The sequence below is a fragment of the Clostridium intestinale DSM 6191 genome (genome assembly GCF_900130055.1).
Classification (GTDB): domain Bacteria; phylum Bacillota; class Clostridia; order Clostridiales; family Clostridiaceae; genus Clostridium_T; species Clostridium_T intestinale.
Genome location: NZ_FQXU01000006.1, coordinates 126,787 through 143,621 on the forward strand (window position 1 = coordinate 126,787; position 16,835 = coordinate 143,621).

A 16,835-nucleotide genomic window follows, 5' to 3' on the forward strand; every position below is an offset into this window, starting at 1 on the left:
AGAAAGCAAGAAAAGAAGAAAGCAAGAAAAGAAGAAAGCAAGAAAAGAAGAAAGCAAGAAAAGAAGAAAGCAAGAAAAGAAGAAAGCAAGAAAAGGAATCTAGTGGAGCTTGGGAAGAAGCTCCTACAGGGCAGAAGTGCAAGAAAAGAAGAATTGAAGAAATCTAATCAGTGAATAAATACATAAACTTATGAAGAAAATAATTAGAGATAAAACATAGGAGGAAGATAGAGATGAAAAAAATATTTACTTTGATACTTACGTCAATGCTTTTAGTTGGATGTACAGCAAAAGATTCTGGTGCAGCTAAGAATGGCGAAAATGCTACACTTTTAGATAAGGTTAAAAAGGCGGGAGTTATAAAAATAGGAACTGAAGGTACTTATGCACCTTTTACATACTATGATAGTACTGGGACTTTAACTGGTTTTGATATAGACATAGCAAATGAAATAGCCAATAGGCTTGGTGTTAAAGCAGAGTATGTTGAAACAAAATGGGATGGAATGTTTGCAGGGTTAGATGCAGAAAGATTTGATGCTATAGCTAATCAAGTTGGAATAAAAGCAGAGAGAGAAGAAAAATATGACTTTTCAGATCCATATATAGTTTCAAAAGCAGTTCTTATAGTTAATAAAGACAATACAGATATTAAAGCCTTTGATAATTTAAAAGGAAAAAAGTCAGCTCAAAGTTTAACTAGTAATTTAGCAGATATAGCTAGGAAATATGGTGCTGAAATAGTTCAATCAGATGGATTTAATCAATCTATAGATTTATTAACTTCAAAAAGGGTTGATGCTACAGTTAATGACAGTTTATCATTTTATGATTTAACTAAACAAAAACCTGATTTAGGGGTAAAAATTGTGGCTGAATACGAAAATGCGGATAAGTGTGGAATAATGTTTAGAAAAAATAATAAGGAATTAGTTGATGCTGTTAATAAAGCATTAGCAGATATGAAAAGTGATGGAACATATTTAAAAATTTCAGAAAAATGGTTTGGTACAGATGTATCTAAATAGAAGGATAAGCTTATGAATTTTGATGAAAGAATAGTAAGGATAGTTAAAGATTCTTTTTTTCCATTACTTGAGGCTGGGATTAAGTTTACAATACCTGTAGCTGTAATATCATTTGCACTAGGATTGATATTAGCTTTGTTTATAGCTTTAATGAGAATATCAGGAGCTTGGCTATTAGAGGGAATAGCAAAATTTTATGTTTGGATAATAAGAGGAACCCCTTTATTAGTACAGTTATTTATAATTTTTTATGGATTACCTAAAATTGGAGTTATATTAGCACCACTTCCATCAGCTATTATTGGATTTACTATGAATATGGGAGCATATAATTCTGAGGTAATAAGAGCGGCAATAATATCTATAGCTAAAGGACAATGGGAAGCTGCCTATTCTATAGGAATGACTAAAAGGCAGGCTTTAGATAGAATAATTTTACCTCAAGCTACAAGGGTATCAATACCTCCGTTATTTAATTCTTTTATAAGTTTGGTTAAGGATACCTCTCTTGCAGCATCTATAACTTTGACAGAAATGTTTCAAGTAGCACAGAGAATAACAGCAGGCACTTATGAACCTCTTGTATTGTATTGCGAAGCTGCATTTATTTATCTGATGTTTTGTACAGTATTAACCTTTATTCAAGGATTGATAGAACTCAGATTAGATAAGTATGTAGCTAAATAATTGGAGGAATTATATGATTAAAATAAAAGGCTTAATAAAGAGGTTTGGGGATAGTTTAATATTAAAAAATGTAAGTTTAGATATTAATAAAGGTGAAACTGTTGTTATAATCGGTCCATCTGGATCTGGAAAAACAACTTTTTTAAGATGTATTAATTTACTTGAGATACCCAATGACGGAGAAATAAATTTAGGAGAAAACAAAATTATTTTCCACGACCCAAATAAGGTCAGTCAAAAAGAAATATTAGAACTTAGAAAACATACAGGCATGGTGTTTCAAAGTTTTAATCTTTTCCCACATAAAACTGTAGAAGAGAATATTATAGAAGGACAGATTACTGTTCTTAAGAGAGGTAAGGGAGAAGCTATAAGTAAGTCAGATGAGTTACTTAGTAAAGTTGGGTTAAGTGATAAAAAAAGCAGCTACCCTCATGAATTATCAGGAGGGCAACAACAAAGAGTGGCAATAGCTAGAGCCATGGCCATGGATCCAGCGGTAATCTTATTTGATGAACCTACATCGGCGTTAGATCCAGAGCTGGAGGTTGAAGTTTTAAATGTAATGAAGGAGCTTGCAAAGGAAGGAATGACAATGATTGTAGTAACTCATAAAATGAGCTTTGCAAGAGATGTGGCTAATAAAGTTGTCTTTATGGATAATGGAATTATAGTTGAAGAAGGTACACCAAATTATATATTTAGAGAGTCAAAAAACGAACGATTAAGACAGTTCTTGAACATAATAAATGATTAGTATAATTGATATATTAATTAAAATATGCTTGAATATATAATGAATTAATAAGTGGCGAGAAAAATATTTTATGATTTATTAAAAATATATTGGCAATATTAATACTCATATGCTATACTAATAGTATTAACAAAGGCGTTTTCAGTAACATGAAAGCGCCTTGTTTTTTATTATTTAATAGATATATAGACAATGAAGTCAATTTCTTTATTTCAAGAAATTGGCTTTTTCTGTTTAATTAAGATAAGGTGGTGCAAGATGAAAAAAGTAATTATTAAACTGGAACATGTTGATAAATGTTTTGAAAAAAATCATATAGTTAAGGATTTATGTCTGGAAATTTATGAAGGTGAATTTTTAACAATGCTTGGACCCTCAGGATGTGGAAAAACTACTACCTTAAGAATGTTAGCAGGTTTTGAGGATTCAACTAATGGAATTATAAGTGTTGAGGGAGAGGATGTTCGTAATAAGGCTCCTTATGAAAGAAATTTAAACACAGTTTTTCAAAACTATGCACTTTTTCCTCATATGAATATTTATGATAATGTTGCCTTTGGGCTAAGTATGAAGAAGGTAAACAAGTCAGAAATTAAAGAAAGAGTTAAGGAAATGTTAGAGTTAGTTCAGCTTAAAGGGTTTGAGAAAAGAAAGCCAGATCAACTTTCAGGAGGTCAAAAGCAAAGAGTAGCAATAGCTAGAGCTCTTATAAACAAACCTAAGGTGCTGCTACTTGATGAACCTTTAGGAGCTTTGGATTTAAAGCTTAGAAAACAGATGCAGATGGAGCTTAAAAGATTACAGAAAAAACTTGGAATTACATTTATATATGTTACCCATGATCAAGAAGAAGCTCTTACTATGAGTGATAGAATAGCCATTATGAATGGTGGAATATTAGAGCAAGTTGGAACTCCAGATGAGATATATGAAAGACCAGTATCAAAATTTGTTGCTGATTTTATAGGGGAATCAAATATATTCTCTGGAACTATTAGAGCAAATAATGGAGACTATTTAAAAATAGATGTTGATGAAGGACAAGTGGTTTCTTATGCTAAAGGATTTATGGAGAATGAGCAAGTATATGTATCAGTAAGACCTGAAAAAATCAATATGTCCATGCAATCCATAGAGGGGTTCTCTATAGTAGGTATAGTTAAAGAGCATGTATATGTTGGATCTATGATTAAGAGTATTGTTGTTTTATCTTCGGGAGAAGAGATAAAAATAAATAGGTTAACAGGAGAGGATTTAATTCCAATAGGCAAAAAGGTATATGTACATTGGAATGTTAAAGATGCTGTAGTTATGCACTCAAAAGACAATGAAGTAAATTTTATAGAGGAAGAGAGAGGGTTAGATTTTATAGAAAATAAAAGGACCATAAGTGTATAGGGGGTATAGAATGGAGACAGTTAATAAAAAGATAGTTAATAATTTTAATAAAGTAATAATACCAATAATTACTATGGTGGGACCAGTTACTTTTTGGCTTTTACTATTTGTATTAATACCGCTTATATATGTTCTTGGAATTAGCTTTATGGAAAAGGGGGTATATGGTGGCGTTGAAGCTTCCTTTACCTTAGCTAATTACAAAGCACTATTTGATCCTTTATACCTGAATATATTTTTAAGATCCTTAATTATAGCAGCAGCTACTACCTTTTTATGTTTAATAATAGGGTATCCTTTTGCATATTTCATATCAAAAAGATCACCAATGACAAGGGTAATATTATTAATGTTAGTTATAGTACCCTTTTGGACTAATTCACTAATTCGTACTTATGGGTGGATTATTATTCTTAGAACTGAGGGGTTATTAAATCAAGTACTCATGACATTTCATATTATTAATGAGCCTTTAAAGATAATGTATACAAATATTGCTGTAATGATTGGCATGGTATATACTCTATTTCCATTTATGGTATTGCCCTTATATTCTTCTATTGAAAAGTTAGATAAATCTCTACTTGAAGCAGCAAATGACTTAGGGGCTAAACCTAGGAAATCATTTTTAAAGGTGACGCTTCCATTAACTAAATCAGGGATTTTTGCAGGTTCTATATTAGTATTTATACCAACTTTAGGATATTTCTTTATTCCAGATTTATTAGGTGGAAGCAAAATAATGCTTATAGGGAATTTAATAAAAAATCAATTCTTAACAGCTAGGAATTGGCCTCTAGGAGCAGCTTTATCCATGGTATTAATAATATTAACAATAGTTATTGTTGGAATATACTCAAAAACTGGAGGAGATATGGAGGACATAGGAAGGGGATTTTAGTATGAATAGAAGTAAAAAGTTGTTTAATATATCAACGTTAGTATATGTATGTCTTGTTTATTTATTTTTATATCTGCCTATTTTTGTGTTGATATTATTTTCTTTTAATAGTTCAAAACTAAACATTAATTTTGAGGGATTTACTTTAAAGTGGTACGAGGAATTATTTTCCAATGGTCCACTTCTTGAGGCTTTAAAGAATACAATGATAGTTGCTTTTTTTAGCACTTTAGTTTCTGGAATAATAGGAACGATAGCGGCTGTGGGAATGTACAGGTACAGCTTTAAGGGGAAAAGTGTAATAGATAGTTTATTATATGTACCAGTAGTTATTCCTGAAATAGTTTTGGGAATTTCGTTACTTTCATTTTTTTCACTTATAAAAATAGATTTAGGTTTATTTTCTTTAGTGCTTGCCCATGCAACCTTTAGCATACCTTTTGTGGTTATAACTGTAAGATCAAGGCTGAGTGGGTTTGATAAATCCATAGAAGAAGCGGCTATGGACTTAGGTGCTAGCAGATTAAAAACTTTTTTAAAGGTAACTTTACCCGTTATATGGCCAGGAGTAATGTCAGGGGTACTACTAGCATTTACTTTATCTTTAGATGATGTAATAATAAGCTTTTTTACTACAGGTCCACAAAGCAATACCTTACCTTTAAAGATTTTTTCAATGGTTAAAACGGGGGTTACTCCAGATGTAAATGCACTTTCAACTTTGATGCTGGTAGCAACCTTTATGGTAGTTGGAGCGGCTCAATATATACAAATAAGGAAAGAAAAAAGTTTAAATTACAATAATGATTAAGAGGGGTGTAGAAATGAAATTTAAAAAGGTTTTAGGGATTTTATTAACAACTACTATTTTAGTTGGGGGGCTATACGGTTGTGGAAAGAAGTCTTCTGAAAGTAAGGGTGAGTTAAATGTTTTTAACTGGACAGAGTACTTACCGCAATCTGTTATTGATAAATTTCAAGAAGAGTATGGAATAAAGGTTAATTATAGTAACTACTCTTCAAATGAGGAATTATTAGCAAAAGTTCAAACAGCAAATGAAGGAACTTACGACATTGTGGTACCTAGTGACTATATGGTAGATATAATGATTAATAAAGGATTACTTGAAAAGATAGATACTGATAAGATTACAAACTTTAAAAATTTAGATGAGGCGTATTTAAATCAATATTTTGATAAAGGAAATGAATATTCTGTTCCTTATTTAGCAGGTGCGGCAGTTATTGCTGTAAATAAAGATAAGGTTAAGGATAATATAACATCATTTAAAGATCTTTTGAATTCTAAATATAAAGATTCTATAGTGGCTTTAGATGACCAAAGAGCTCTTATAGGTATTGCACTTAGAGCATTAGGATACTCAATGAATGAAGTTGATGATAAAAAACTTCAAGAAGCTAAAGAATATTTAACAAAGTTAAAACCTAATATAAGGAGTTTCGATAGTGATAGTCCTAAAACTTCAATGATAAGTGGAGAAACTTCTATAGGCTTTATGTGGAATGCTGAAGCTGCACTTGCTTACCAAGAAAATGAAAATATACAACCAGTTTTTCCAGAGGAAGGGACTTATTTATTCTTAGACAATATGGCTATTCCTAAAGGTGCAAAAAATAAAGAGGCAGCTGAGAAGTTTATAGACTTTATCCTTAGACCAGAGATAACAGAAATGATAGCAGAAGAATATCCTTATAAAATTGTAAATAAGGCAGCTTATGATTTATTACCAGATGAGTATAAAAATAATAAGGCTTCAAATTTGCCTACAGAAGTATTCACAAAAGGAGAATATGTTAAGGATGTTGGAGAAGCTACATCAAAGTTTGATGATCTTTGGAATTCATTTAAACAATAGTTATAAAGGAGGAAAGAGCTATGGATGTTAAAAAGATGTATATAGATGGTGAATGGGTAACTTCATCCTCAGAAGAAATAAGAGAAATTATAAATCCAGCTACGGGTAAGGTTATAGAGACGGTTGCAGAAGGAACGGCTGAAGATGTTAAAAAAGCAGTAGCAGCTGCCAAAAGAGCTTTTTATGAAGATGGCTGGATGGAAACTACAGCTATAGAGAGAGCAAGTTATCTATATAAAATTGCAGATAAATTAGAAAGTATGGAAAAAGAATTTTCTGAGATAGATACTTTAGATAATGGAAAACCACTTAGAGAAACAGCGGGGGATGTACAAGATGGAGTTGCATGCTTAAGATATTATGCAGGTCTTGTTAATAAGCCAAGTGGACAAATTTATGAAGTTCCTGACCCTAATATGCAGTCAATGGTAGTTAGAGAACCTATAGGAGTATGTGGTCAGATAATTCCATGGAACTATCCACTTTTAATGGCTTTATGGAAGATTGCTCCTGCATTAGCGGCAGGAAATACAATTGTATTTAAGCCATCAGAAGTTACTCCACTTAGTGCTATTAAATTATTCGAAGTAATTGAATCTGTAGGTATTCCAAAAGGTGTTGCTAATCTGGTTATGGGAGCAGGCGCTGTAGTTGGACATGAAATTGCAGCTAATATGGATATAGATAAGGTTGCTTTTACTGGTGGTACTAAAACAGGACGAAGTATAATGCAGGCAGCTACAGGAAATATAAAAAATATTTCATTAGAGCTTGGAGGTAAATCTCCAAACATTGTATTTGCGGATGCAGATTTTGAGACAGCTGTTGATTATGCATTGTTTGGTATATTTTGCAATCAAGGACAAGTTTGTTCAGCAGGTTCAAGATTAATTCTTGAAGATAAAATATATAATAAGTTCATAGAAAGACTTGTAGAGAGAGCTAAAAAAATCAAGGTTGGATTAGGATTTGATCCAGAAACTGAAATGGGACCTCTTGTAAGTAAAATACAAATGGATAAGGTTCTAAATTATATTGAAATAGGTAAAAAGGAGGGTGCAAAATTAGTTTGCGGTGGAAATAAGATTAACACTGAAGAATTGAAGGATGGATTTTTCGTTGAACCTACTATATTTATAGATACAACTCCAGATATGACAATAGTTAAAGAAGAGATTTTTGGACCGGTTCTTGTGGTACAGAAATTTACAGGAGAAGAAGAAGCGATAAAACTAGCAAATGATACAGTTTATGGACTTGCTGGTGCAGTATTTACTCAAGATGGAGCTAAAGCTATGAGAGTTATAAAAAAATTAAGAGCCGGAATTACTTGGGTGAATTCATATCATCCAACATTTAATGAAGCACCTTGGGGTGGATATAAACAAAGTGGAATAGGAAGAGAACTTGGAACTTTTGGTTTAGAGGAGTATACAGAAGTGAAGCAAATTAATATTAATTTAAAACCTGAACCATTATATTGGTTTAAAGAATAATGAAAAGGAGTAGATATTTATGGAAAAGAAATTTGTGCTTGAGGATTTAGAAAGAATCCTAAGCTATGTAACTGGTGATGAACTGACGGCATACGATAAGAAGAAAATAGTAAAGGAAGCAGTTGATAATTATAATAATTATGTGAATCCTGGCTGGTTAAAGTATAGAAAATCAGTTTCTACAAATGCAGCTTTTGTTGAATGGACTGACAATGATTCATATTTTTATGATGTAAATGGAGAAGAGTTCATAGATTGTTTAGGTGGTTTTGGGATTTTTATGTGTGGTCATAGAAATGAAGAGATATTAGAGGTTGTTGAAGCTCAACTTAAGAAGCAAGCCCTTCATAGTCAAGAGCTTTTAGATCCATTAAGAGGGTACCTTGCTAAAGTTATGGCTGAGATTACTCCAGGAGATTTAAACTATTGTTTCTTTACAAATGGAGGAGCTGAAGCTGTAGAAATGGCTATAAAACTTGCAAGAATAGCTACTGGAGGTAGCTGGTATATTTCTGCCGTAAACGGATTTCATGGTAAGTCTATGGGAGCTATTTCTCTAGGAGGAAAGGATACCTATAGAACTCCATATCTTCCTATGATACAACAAGTACAGCATGTTGAATATGGAAATGCAGAGGATATAAGAAAAGCCATAAGAAATTTAACACATGTAGGTGAAAAAGTTGCAGCAGTTGTACTTGAGCCTATACAAGGGGAGGGAGGTATTATTATTCCACCAAAGGGATATCTAAAAGAGGTAAGAAAAATATGTGATGAGTATGATGTGTGTCTAATTTTAGATGAAATTCAAACTGGTATGGGAAGAACTGGCACCATGTTTCGTTGTGAAGCAGAGGGGGTTGTTCCAGATATTTTAACTTACGGTAAAGCTTTTGGTGGGGGAATTATGCCTATAACAGGAATTATTGCAAGACCACATTTATGGGTGAAGGAGCTTCAAGATAATCCTTGGATTTTAGGATCACCAACTTTTGGAGGTAATCCACTTGCTTGTTCTGCCGCATTAGCTACTATAAAATATATGTTAAAACATGATATTCCGAAACAAGCTCATGAAAAAGGGGAATATTTGCTTAAGGGATTAAACAAGCTAAAAAGTAAATATCCTGAACTAATTCAAGAAGTTAGAGGGGTTGGATTAATGATAGGAGTAGAGTTTAATAGAACTGAAATGGGTTTTTCAGTTGCAAAAGGACTTTTTTCAAGAAAAGTAATGACAGCTGGAACTCTAGTAAATTCTAAAACTATAAGATTTGAACCTGCAGCTACAACTTCATATGAAGATTTTGATAAGGTATTAAAAAGATTAGATGAGGCATTAGCTGATACAAAAAAACTTTTTAATCATAGTGATTCTAAAATAGGTTAATAAATTTTAAAGTGACAGTTGGCAATAAGAGATTAATTCTCTGAATTTTGTCTACTGTCACTTTTATTATAATTGATTTACAAATTCTTTATGAAGATGTTTTTCTAAGTTAAATCCTAAATCTCTTAATACTGAATCTAAAGCTTTAAGTGTTAAATAAAGTTTATCTTCATAACAGTTTTCACCCATATGTCCTATACGAAACACCTTATCTTGTAAAAAATCAAACCCACCAGCTATCATTATATTGTGTTCTTTAAGCATCTTATTAAATATGTCATTGTAGTTAAGATTATCAGGAACTAATATAGTAGAAACTGTATTTGAGGGATGTGTTTCTGGTAATAGCTCTAGCCCAGAATCTTTTAGAGTATTTCTAAGAGCAGTGGCATATTTTGAATGTTTAGAAATTACCCCTTCTTTATCTTCCAATATATTATCTAAAGCAATATCAAATGCATATAGATCACTTATAGGCTGAGTGTAAGGAAACCATTTATCCTCATACCAAGTATTCCAAACAGAAAGATTAGTATAAAATCCTCTTATAGGTTGAGTTCTATTATTTATAGCATCTAGAGCTTTAGAGCTTAAACTCAAAAATGTTAGTCCAACTGGAGCAGAAAGACACTTTTGAGATCCACCTACTATAATATCTATATTCCAGTCATCTACATAAACTTCTTCCCCACCTATACTAGATACGGCATCAACTACGGAAATTATATTATAACTATTAAGAAGCTTACATATGTCTTTTATTGGGTTAGTTATACCAGATGGTGTTTCACAATGAACTAATGTTGCTATTTTATAATCATGATTTTCTTTAAGAAAGTTTTCTAATTGATTTATATCAATTCCTTTTCTTTTATTACCATGAAAATAGTCAACTCTGCCGCCATACATTTTAGAAAAATCTCCAAAGCCTTCTCCATATATACCATTTTCAATACATAAAACCTTATCTCCATCTTCTATTAAGGAAGCACAAGCAGCCTCTAAACCTAATATTCCTTCTCCAGCTAAAAGTAGAGTTTTATTCTTTGTATTTAATAGAAGTTGTAATTTTGAACATATATTTTTATAGAAGTCGAAAAACTCCAAATCTAAGTCAGGATTAGTTATTTCTTTTGCTAAGGCAAGTCGTACATTTTCTTTAATATAAGTAGGTCCAGGTGTCATTAATAAAGTATTCATAATAATAACCTCCTTTATAGGTTAGTTAGAATATTTCTACGAGAAAAAGCTCCTTGTAGATAGTAAGCCAAAGGAAGTCCTATTACGGCACCAACAACACATTGCATAAAATTACCCCATATAGATTGAATAGGTGCTATAAAATTGCCTAACATCGCAGCTTCTGTAAGATAGTAACCACCAACCATAATTATAGTTGCAATTATTATTCCTAAAGAATTGAATATTATTACTTTTGATTTAGATGAACCAGCCTTATGAGAAAGATATCCCATAATATATCCCATAGTGAATCTTATTATAAATGTAAATGGTGCCCATATAAAATATGAACTTGTTACATCAAATAAAGCCATGCCAAACGCCCCCGATATGGCACCAGCTTTTTTGCCAAAAACTATAGCAATAGTAAAAGCCATTACATTACCTAGATGAAATAGTCCTCCAGAAGTAGGACCAGGTATGTTTATAAATCTAGTAGCTACGTAAACTAAAGCTATAAACAGACCGTATAAAGCAAGGTTTTTTATTTTTGATTGATTTGTAGTAGTATTATTCATTAACACTAAGCCCCCTTGGTAATTTTTATTGAATATATCTTAACGCAAATATAATAAAATTTAAAATGTATGCATACAATTATAAATACTTTTAGTATCACTAAACTTGTAAGTTTAATAATATATAATATATCAATAAAAATGGGAGAAAATTTATGAGTTATACTACAGATAGACAACCTCAGGGGAGAGCTAGGTCTACTGCTAATCTACTTAGAGAAGGCATGATATCAGAGTTAGTTGCTATAGATGACTATAGTTATTTCATTAGTTATACTGATAATAGAGAAGTAAAGGAAATATTTCATCATATAATGGAAGAAGAAAAAAGACATTATGGAATGTTCCTAGATGCCTTAAGAAAAGTAGATGATGAAGAAAGTGCTATGCAGGAGAAAGTAAAAAATGAAGTTAAGCTATCCAATAGAGGAAGAGAAAAGTTAGGGATAAAAAATAGACCAGCAAAAGACGATTTACTTAAGTTTATAAGAGATGCTATCAAAGGAGAGCTAGAGGCAATAATACTTTATGATCACATGGTTAATGAAATTTGTGATGAGTATGTAAATAAGATTATAAATAGTATAACTAAAGAAGAAAAAGAACACGTTGAAGAACTTACTAAAGTTTTAGTACTTTTAGATAAGGATACTTATGGTCCTATAGAATGGGATATATAAAAGGTTAGAAGGATGTAGCACTGATTTTTAGATTAGTGCTACATTTTATTTAAAGTACAAATATCTAATATACTTTTTGATATTGGTAAAAAATAGTTGACCACTGACAACTTATAAAATATAATTAAGTTGTGATTAAAATGAAAGGAGAACTGTTGATGATAAAAGTTTGTTTATTAGGGTTAGGTAGAACAGGAAAAGAAATAGCTAAAGTTTTATTGGAAGAAGAGGATATAGACCTAACTTTTGTGGTATGTAGTAAAGATAGTGAAAAGGCTAATAGGGATTTAGGAGAAGTATTAAATATAAGTAATACTGGGGTAAATATAATAGAGCCCGATGAACTTGAAGGTCATATTTTAAAATATAAACCTCAGGTAGCAATAGATTTCTCTAAAAGTGAAGCTGCGATAGAAAATGCAAAAATATTGTCTAAGATGAAAGTTAAAATAATTATTGGAACTACAGGTTTTAATGAATTGCAACACAAAAAGTTAGTTAATTTAGCTAGAGAAAATAAAACAGCCATAGTTCATGCGCCAAACATAACAGTAGGAGTAAACGTATTAATGACGCTTACTAATATAGCAGCAGGTATTCTCCAAGACTATGATTCTACTATTATAGAATCTCATTTTAAAGAAAAGAAAGAAGCTCCTACAAGTACAGCTAAAAAGATTGCAAATGAAATAGTTAAAGGACATGGTTATGAAGAAAATATTAATAATATTGATATTAATTCCATTCCTATATTATCAGTAAGAGCTGGTGGGATAGTGGGCAAACATAAAGTAATAATGGCTGGAGAACATGATAAGATAGAGATAACACATGAGTCTTTTTCCAGAAAGGCTTTTGCTTTAGGGGCATTAAGAGCAGTAAGATTTATCGTTGATAAGACTGGCTATTATGAGATGGATGATGTTCTTAATCTAAAAGAAATAATGAATAAGTTCTCAGAAAGAAGTATATTAGTAAATCAAATGGAAAATTAATAAATATAATTTAAATAAAGAAGGTGTTGAAAAATGATTTCTAAAATTATTTTTCAACACCTTTTCTATGATTTTAGCTAAAAAATTCTAAAACGTAAGAGCATTCAAAAGTATTTCCTATTTCTATTTTTTCTACGCCTTCTCTGTCTTTAAATTCTCCAGTAAAACCTTCGTAATCAGCATGACCATACCAAGGTTCAATACATACAAAAGGTGCACCTGTAGGTTTAGACCACAATCCTAGGTAAGGGAATCCACTAAAATCCATAGACATATATTTATTATGGTTTTTAGACTTTAAATAAATTTTGGTGGATTTTAAATTATTAAATACTAAAGCGTCATTTTTAAAAACTTCTTTTGATAAAAGAAGTTTATTCTCATTATCTAGATAAGGAATATTTTTATTTGTATAAAGTCCTGTAATTGGAGAAAGTTCCATTATAGAAGCAGTTTCCTTTTCAGAGAACTCAAAATAATAGTCATCTATAGTTTCACCTTCTTCTATTGAACAAAGGAAAGCAGGGTGAGCACCTACTGAAAAATGGATATCTTTATCATCTAAATTATCTACAGTGTAACTTACCTTTATAGAATTATTTATAAGGGTATATTTTACTTTAAGTGAAAACTTATAAGGATATATTTCTAAAGTTTTTTCGTTATATTTTAAAAGAAATTCTAAAGAATCTTGAGATTTATATATTACTTCATAATTGCATACTCTACCAAATCCATGTTGAGGAAGCTCATAGGTATTTCCATCAACTCTATATTTATTTTCTGAAACCTTCCCCACTATTGGGAATAAAATTGGAGCATGGTATTTCCAATAATTTTCATCACCACTCCATAGAAATTCTGTTACATTATTTTTAGTTTTAATACTATGTAATTCAGCACCATAAGCATTAGCTTCAACTTTTAAAAATTCATTTTCTATCAACAAGTTCATAAATGTATTACCTCCTGCAAAATAACTAATTCACTACAATTATATCATTAATAAAAGAAATAGTAAGTTATTATAAATCTTTATGTAGGTATTTTGGTATAATAAGTAGTACGAGAGTGTAATTATAAATTATAGCAATTAAGTTAAGGAGACAATGGCATGAAAAAAGATTGTTTTATGGATAAGAATTGCCTTTGGAGTTTTATTAAAAAGTTAATAGTTAGAGTTAATGAGGATGAAATTTTTGCACTTTCTGCTCAATTAGCCTATTATTTACTACTTTCATTTTTTCCACTTCTAATGTTAATTATGATTATTGTAGGATTCAGTAATATAAGTACAACAGATACACTAAAATATTTAGAAGGATTATTACCTATAAATACCTATTTACTTATTGAATCTACTGTTGTAGAGGTTTTAGACGGACAAAAGGGCCAGTTGCTTTGGTTTTCAGTAATATTATCTGTATGGTCCTCCTCGTCAGGATTTGCAGCAGTTATAAAAGGATTAAATAAAGCTTATGGAATAAAAGAAACAAGAGGATATATAAAGGGGACTTTAATTTCTATACTTTGTACAATCGGAGTAGTATTAATTATAATTTTAACATTATTTTTAGTTGTATTTGGAGGAGTTATTAGAGAGTTTTTAATTGCCAAACTCCCTTTTGATAATATTATAACCTTCGCTTGGGATATACTGAGATTTGCAATACTTATATTTGTTATGATATTTGTATTTGCCACATTATATCATTTTGCTCCTTGTAAAAGATTAAAGTGGCATGACGCATTACCAGGAGCGGTAACTACAACACTAGGATGGATTGTTGTGTCGTCTTTATTCTCATTTTATGTAAATAATTTTTCCAATTATTCTAGGTTTTATGGAAGTTTAGGTGCTGTGATTGTATTGATGACATGGCTTTATATAACTTCTGTTATACTTCTTTTAGGTGGAGAAATTAATGCGATTTTAATGGAATAAATAGTTTTTAAATTTATAAAGATTATAAATTATATTTGAATAATATCCTGAATTATGGTTAGAATTTACAATAAAGTAATTCAGGAGGTTAAATTAATGAATAAAATAGTTTTAATGGGAAAAATAATCAAAGACCCTGAACTTAGAGTACTAGAAGAGACAGAAAAAGTATTTACTAAATTTATTATAGCTGTAGAAAGAAATTTTAAAGCATCAGATGGAACTAGAAAATCAGACTTAATCCCTGTAGTAATGTGGGGAAGAAAAGCAGAAGTAATTTGTGAGTATGGAAAAAAAGGAACTATGCTAACATTAAGTGGCCGCTTAAGAACAGGAAGTTATGAAGATAAAGAAGGAAACAAAAAATACATAGCAGAAGTTATCGCAGAAGATTTTAAGTTTTTGCAAAGAAGACAACAAGAAAAAGAAGCGGTTTTGGATGAAATCAAATAATTCCTGGGGGTTTATCCCCAGGAATTATTTGATTAAGCTATATATTAAACTAAAGCTCCTTTTTTAACTGCTTTATCCATAATAGTTTGAGCAAATCCAACACCAAACTCGAAGGCTTTTTTCAGGTCTTCAGGAGATGGTTTAAATAGTATCTTTAAGCCAGGAGTGTATATTTTCATTTTTAATTCCTTTAAACGAGTTTCCATTCTAGGAACTGCTTCACCACTCCAACCATATGAACCAAATGCTCCTGCAAATTTTCCACCGTGAATTACAGGATTAAGTTTAGCTAAAACATCTCTGATTGGTTCGAGTAATTCTCCAACTATTGTTGGTGAACCAAATAAAATACCTTCAGAATCAGAAATATCTTTTACTATATCTTTTAAATCATTATGAATAACATTATATAACTTAATATCAAATTTACCTACGGATTGAATTCCTTCAGATATTTTGTTAGCTAGCTGCTCTGTATATCCATAGGCTGATACATAAGAAATTGTAATTTTTTTTATTTCTTTAGGAGCTGGAGGAGTACTCCACTCTTTATACAAAGAAACTATCTTCCATGGATCTTCTCTTAAAACTGGACCATGACCAGGGCAGATAAGGTCTATATCCAAATCTTTAATTTTATCTATTGCACTTAAAACATAAGATTTAAAAGGTCCCATTATACAATCAAAGTAATATCTTAACGCTTCATTATATTGCTCTTGATCAGGAATTTTATCATTAAATACGTCCTCAAAACAATAGTGTGCTCCAAAAGAATCACAAGTAATAAGTGTTTTATCTTCTAGTATATAGGTATATATAGTGTCTGGCCAGTGTAAGAATGGAGCAGATATAAATTTAAGAGTTTTATTTCCTAAACTTATACTGTCGTTATCAGATACCACAATAGCATCTATATCTCTATTAGCTATTTTCTCCATAAACTTAATTGCAGGTGCAGAACCTACTACTTTTGCTTTAGGAGATAAATCTAGTAATTTTGCGACAGAACCTGCATGATCAGGTTCTGTATGATCTACAACTATATAATCTATTTTGGTAACATCAATATCTAGAGTTTTTAAGCGTGCCAAATATTGATCAAAAAATTGTTCTTTTACAGTTTCAAAAACAGCAACTTTTTCACTTCCTTTAACAACATATGAATTATAAGTTGTTCCATAAGGAGTATACATTATAATATCAAAAATTCTTAAATCTGGGTCTAAAGCTCCAACCCAATGAATATCTTTTTTTATTTCTAAAGAGCGCATATTTTACACCTTCCTTATATATTATAACATTTTATTATTATATAATAATAATTATCCATTAATCTCATTATATAATAATTGTTGATAAAAATAAATACTGTAGAATTAATTTACAAATTTATTAAATGGTAATAATTTGTTGATAAAATAGCTATTTTACAATATAATTATGAACTAACAATAAGTTATTAAGT

The 16,835-nt window shown here is 30.7% G+C and carries 17 protein-coding genes; 13 read left to right on the plus strand and 4 right to left on the minus strand.

Features of this window, described 5'->3' with window-relative positions:
* Positions 1–233 precede the first annotated feature (233 nt).
* From BUA92_RS09830 to BUA92_RS09870, 9 genes are all read left to right on the plus strand, one after another.
* Entirely contained in the window at positions 234–1,028 is a 795-nt protein-coding gene (locus BUA92_RS09830) for an amino acid ABC transporter substrate-binding protein (RefSeq protein ID WP_073019131.1), read from the plus strand.
* Positions 1,029–1,040: 12 nt separating this feature from the next.
* A complete protein-coding gene (locus BUA92_RS09835) occupies positions 1,041–1,715 on the plus strand; it encodes an amino acid ABC transporter permease (RefSeq protein ID WP_073019133.1) in 675 nt (224 codons plus the stop codon).
* A gap of 13 nt (positions 1,716–1,728) precedes the next feature.
* The gene (locus BUA92_RS09840) at positions 1,729–2,472 is read left to right on the plus strand and encodes an amino acid ABC transporter ATP-binding protein (RefSeq protein WP_073019136.1); all 744 of its coding nucleotides are present in this window, start codon (positions 1,729–1,731) and stop codon (positions 2,470–2,472) included.
* A gap of 258 nt (positions 2,473–2,730) precedes the next feature.
* The gene (locus tag BUA92_RS09845; protein ID WP_073019138.1) at positions 2,731–3,870 is read left to right on the plus strand and encodes an ABC transporter ATP-binding protein; all 1,140 of its coding nucleotides are present in this window, start codon (positions 2,731–2,733) and stop codon (positions 3,868–3,870) included.
* A 10-nt stretch (positions 3,871–3,880) separates the two neighbouring features.
* Entirely contained in the window at positions 3,881–4,771 is an 891-nt protein-coding gene (locus tag BUA92_RS09850) for an ABC transporter permease (RefSeq protein WP_073019140.1), read from the plus strand.
* A 1-nt stretch (position 4,772) separates the two neighbouring features.
* Positions 4,773–5,582, plus strand: a complete 810-nt coding sequence (locus BUA92_RS23000; RefSeq protein WP_073019142.1) for an ABC transporter permease — start codon at positions 4,773–4,775, stop codon at positions 5,580–5,582.
* A 13-nt stretch (positions 5,583–5,595) separates the two neighbouring features.
* Positions 5,596–6,648, plus strand: a complete 1,053-nt coding sequence (locus BUA92_RS23005) for a polyamine ABC transporter substrate-binding protein (RefSeq protein ID WP_139259327.1) — start codon at positions 5,596–5,598, stop codon at positions 6,646–6,648.
* A gap of 20 nt (positions 6,649–6,668) precedes the next feature.
* Positions 6,669–8,144 carry an aldehyde dehydrogenase family protein gene (locus tag BUA92_RS09865; RefSeq protein ID WP_073019147.1) on the plus strand — a complete coding sequence of 492 codons (1,476 nt, stop codon included), beginning with the start codon at positions 6,669–6,671 and terminating at the stop codon, positions 8,142–8,144.
* Positions 8,145–8,163: 19 nt separating this feature from the next.
* Complete coding sequence (locus BUA92_RS09870) at positions 8,164–9,534, plus strand: putrescine aminotransferase (RefSeq protein WP_073019148.1); 1,371 nt, start codon at positions 8,164–8,166, stop codon at positions 9,532–9,534.
* Positions 9,535–9,600: 66 nt separating this feature from the next.
* Here the strand turns inward: BUA92_RS09870 and BUA92_RS09875 are convergent, their stop codons facing one another.
* Together BUA92_RS09875 and BUA92_RS09880 are read right to left on the minus strand one after the other, a co-directional pair.
* Complete coding sequence (locus tag BUA92_RS09875) at positions 9,601–10,734, minus strand: pyridoxal-phosphate-dependent aminotransferase family protein (RefSeq protein WP_073019149.1); 1,134 nt, start codon at positions 10,732–10,734, stop codon at positions 9,601–9,603.
* A gap of 14 nt (positions 10,735–10,748) precedes the next feature.
* Positions 10,749–11,294, minus strand: coding sequence for an ECF transporter S component (locus BUA92_RS09880; protein ID WP_073019150.1), 546 nt, complete (start codon positions 11,292–11,294; stop codon positions 10,749–10,751).
* A gap of 155 nt (positions 11,295–11,449) precedes the next feature.
* Here BUA92_RS09880 and BUA92_RS09885 point away from each other — a divergent pair, with 155 nt between their 5' ends.
* Together BUA92_RS09885 and dapB are read left to right on the plus strand one after the other, a co-directional pair.
* Positions 11,450–11,974, plus strand: coding sequence for a ferritin family protein (locus tag BUA92_RS09885; protein ID WP_073019151.1), 525 nt, complete (start codon positions 11,450–11,452; stop codon positions 11,972–11,974).
* 158 nt (positions 11,975–12,132) lie between these two features.
* Positions 12,133–12,969: a 4-hydroxy-tetrahydrodipicolinate reductase gene (dapB, locus tag BUA92_RS09890; RefSeq protein WP_139259328.1), complete on the plus strand. Its 837-nt coding sequence runs from the start codon at positions 12,133–12,135 to the stop codon at positions 12,967–12,969.
* Positions 12,970–13,042: 73 nt separating this feature from the next.
* On the opposite strand, the gene BUA92_RS09895 is transcribed toward dapB, so the two are convergent.
* Entirely contained in the window at positions 13,043–13,924 is an 882-nt protein-coding gene (locus BUA92_RS09895) for an aldose 1-epimerase family protein (protein ID WP_073019152.1), read from the minus strand.
* 159 nt (positions 13,925–14,083) lie between these two features.
* Between BUA92_RS09895 and BUA92_RS09900 the strand changes: the two genes are divergently transcribed.
* The gene (locus tag BUA92_RS09900; RefSeq protein WP_073019153.1) at positions 14,084–14,914 is read left to right on the plus strand and encodes a YihY/virulence factor BrkB family protein; all 831 of its coding nucleotides are present in this window, start codon (positions 14,084–14,086) and stop codon (positions 14,912–14,914) included.
* A 96-nt stretch (positions 14,915–15,010) separates the two neighbouring features.
* Complete coding sequence (locus BUA92_RS09905; protein ID WP_021803560.1) at positions 15,011–15,367, plus strand: single-stranded DNA-binding protein; 357 nt, start codon at positions 15,011–15,013, stop codon at positions 15,365–15,367.
* Between the two features lie 44 nt (positions 15,368–15,411).
* Here the strand turns inward: BUA92_RS09905 and BUA92_RS09910 are convergent, their stop codons facing one another.
* Entirely contained in the window at positions 15,412–16,641 is a 1,230-nt protein-coding gene (locus BUA92_RS09910; RefSeq protein WP_073019154.1) for an FprA family A-type flavoprotein, read from the minus strand.
* Positions 16,642–16,835 lie beyond the last annotated feature (194 nt).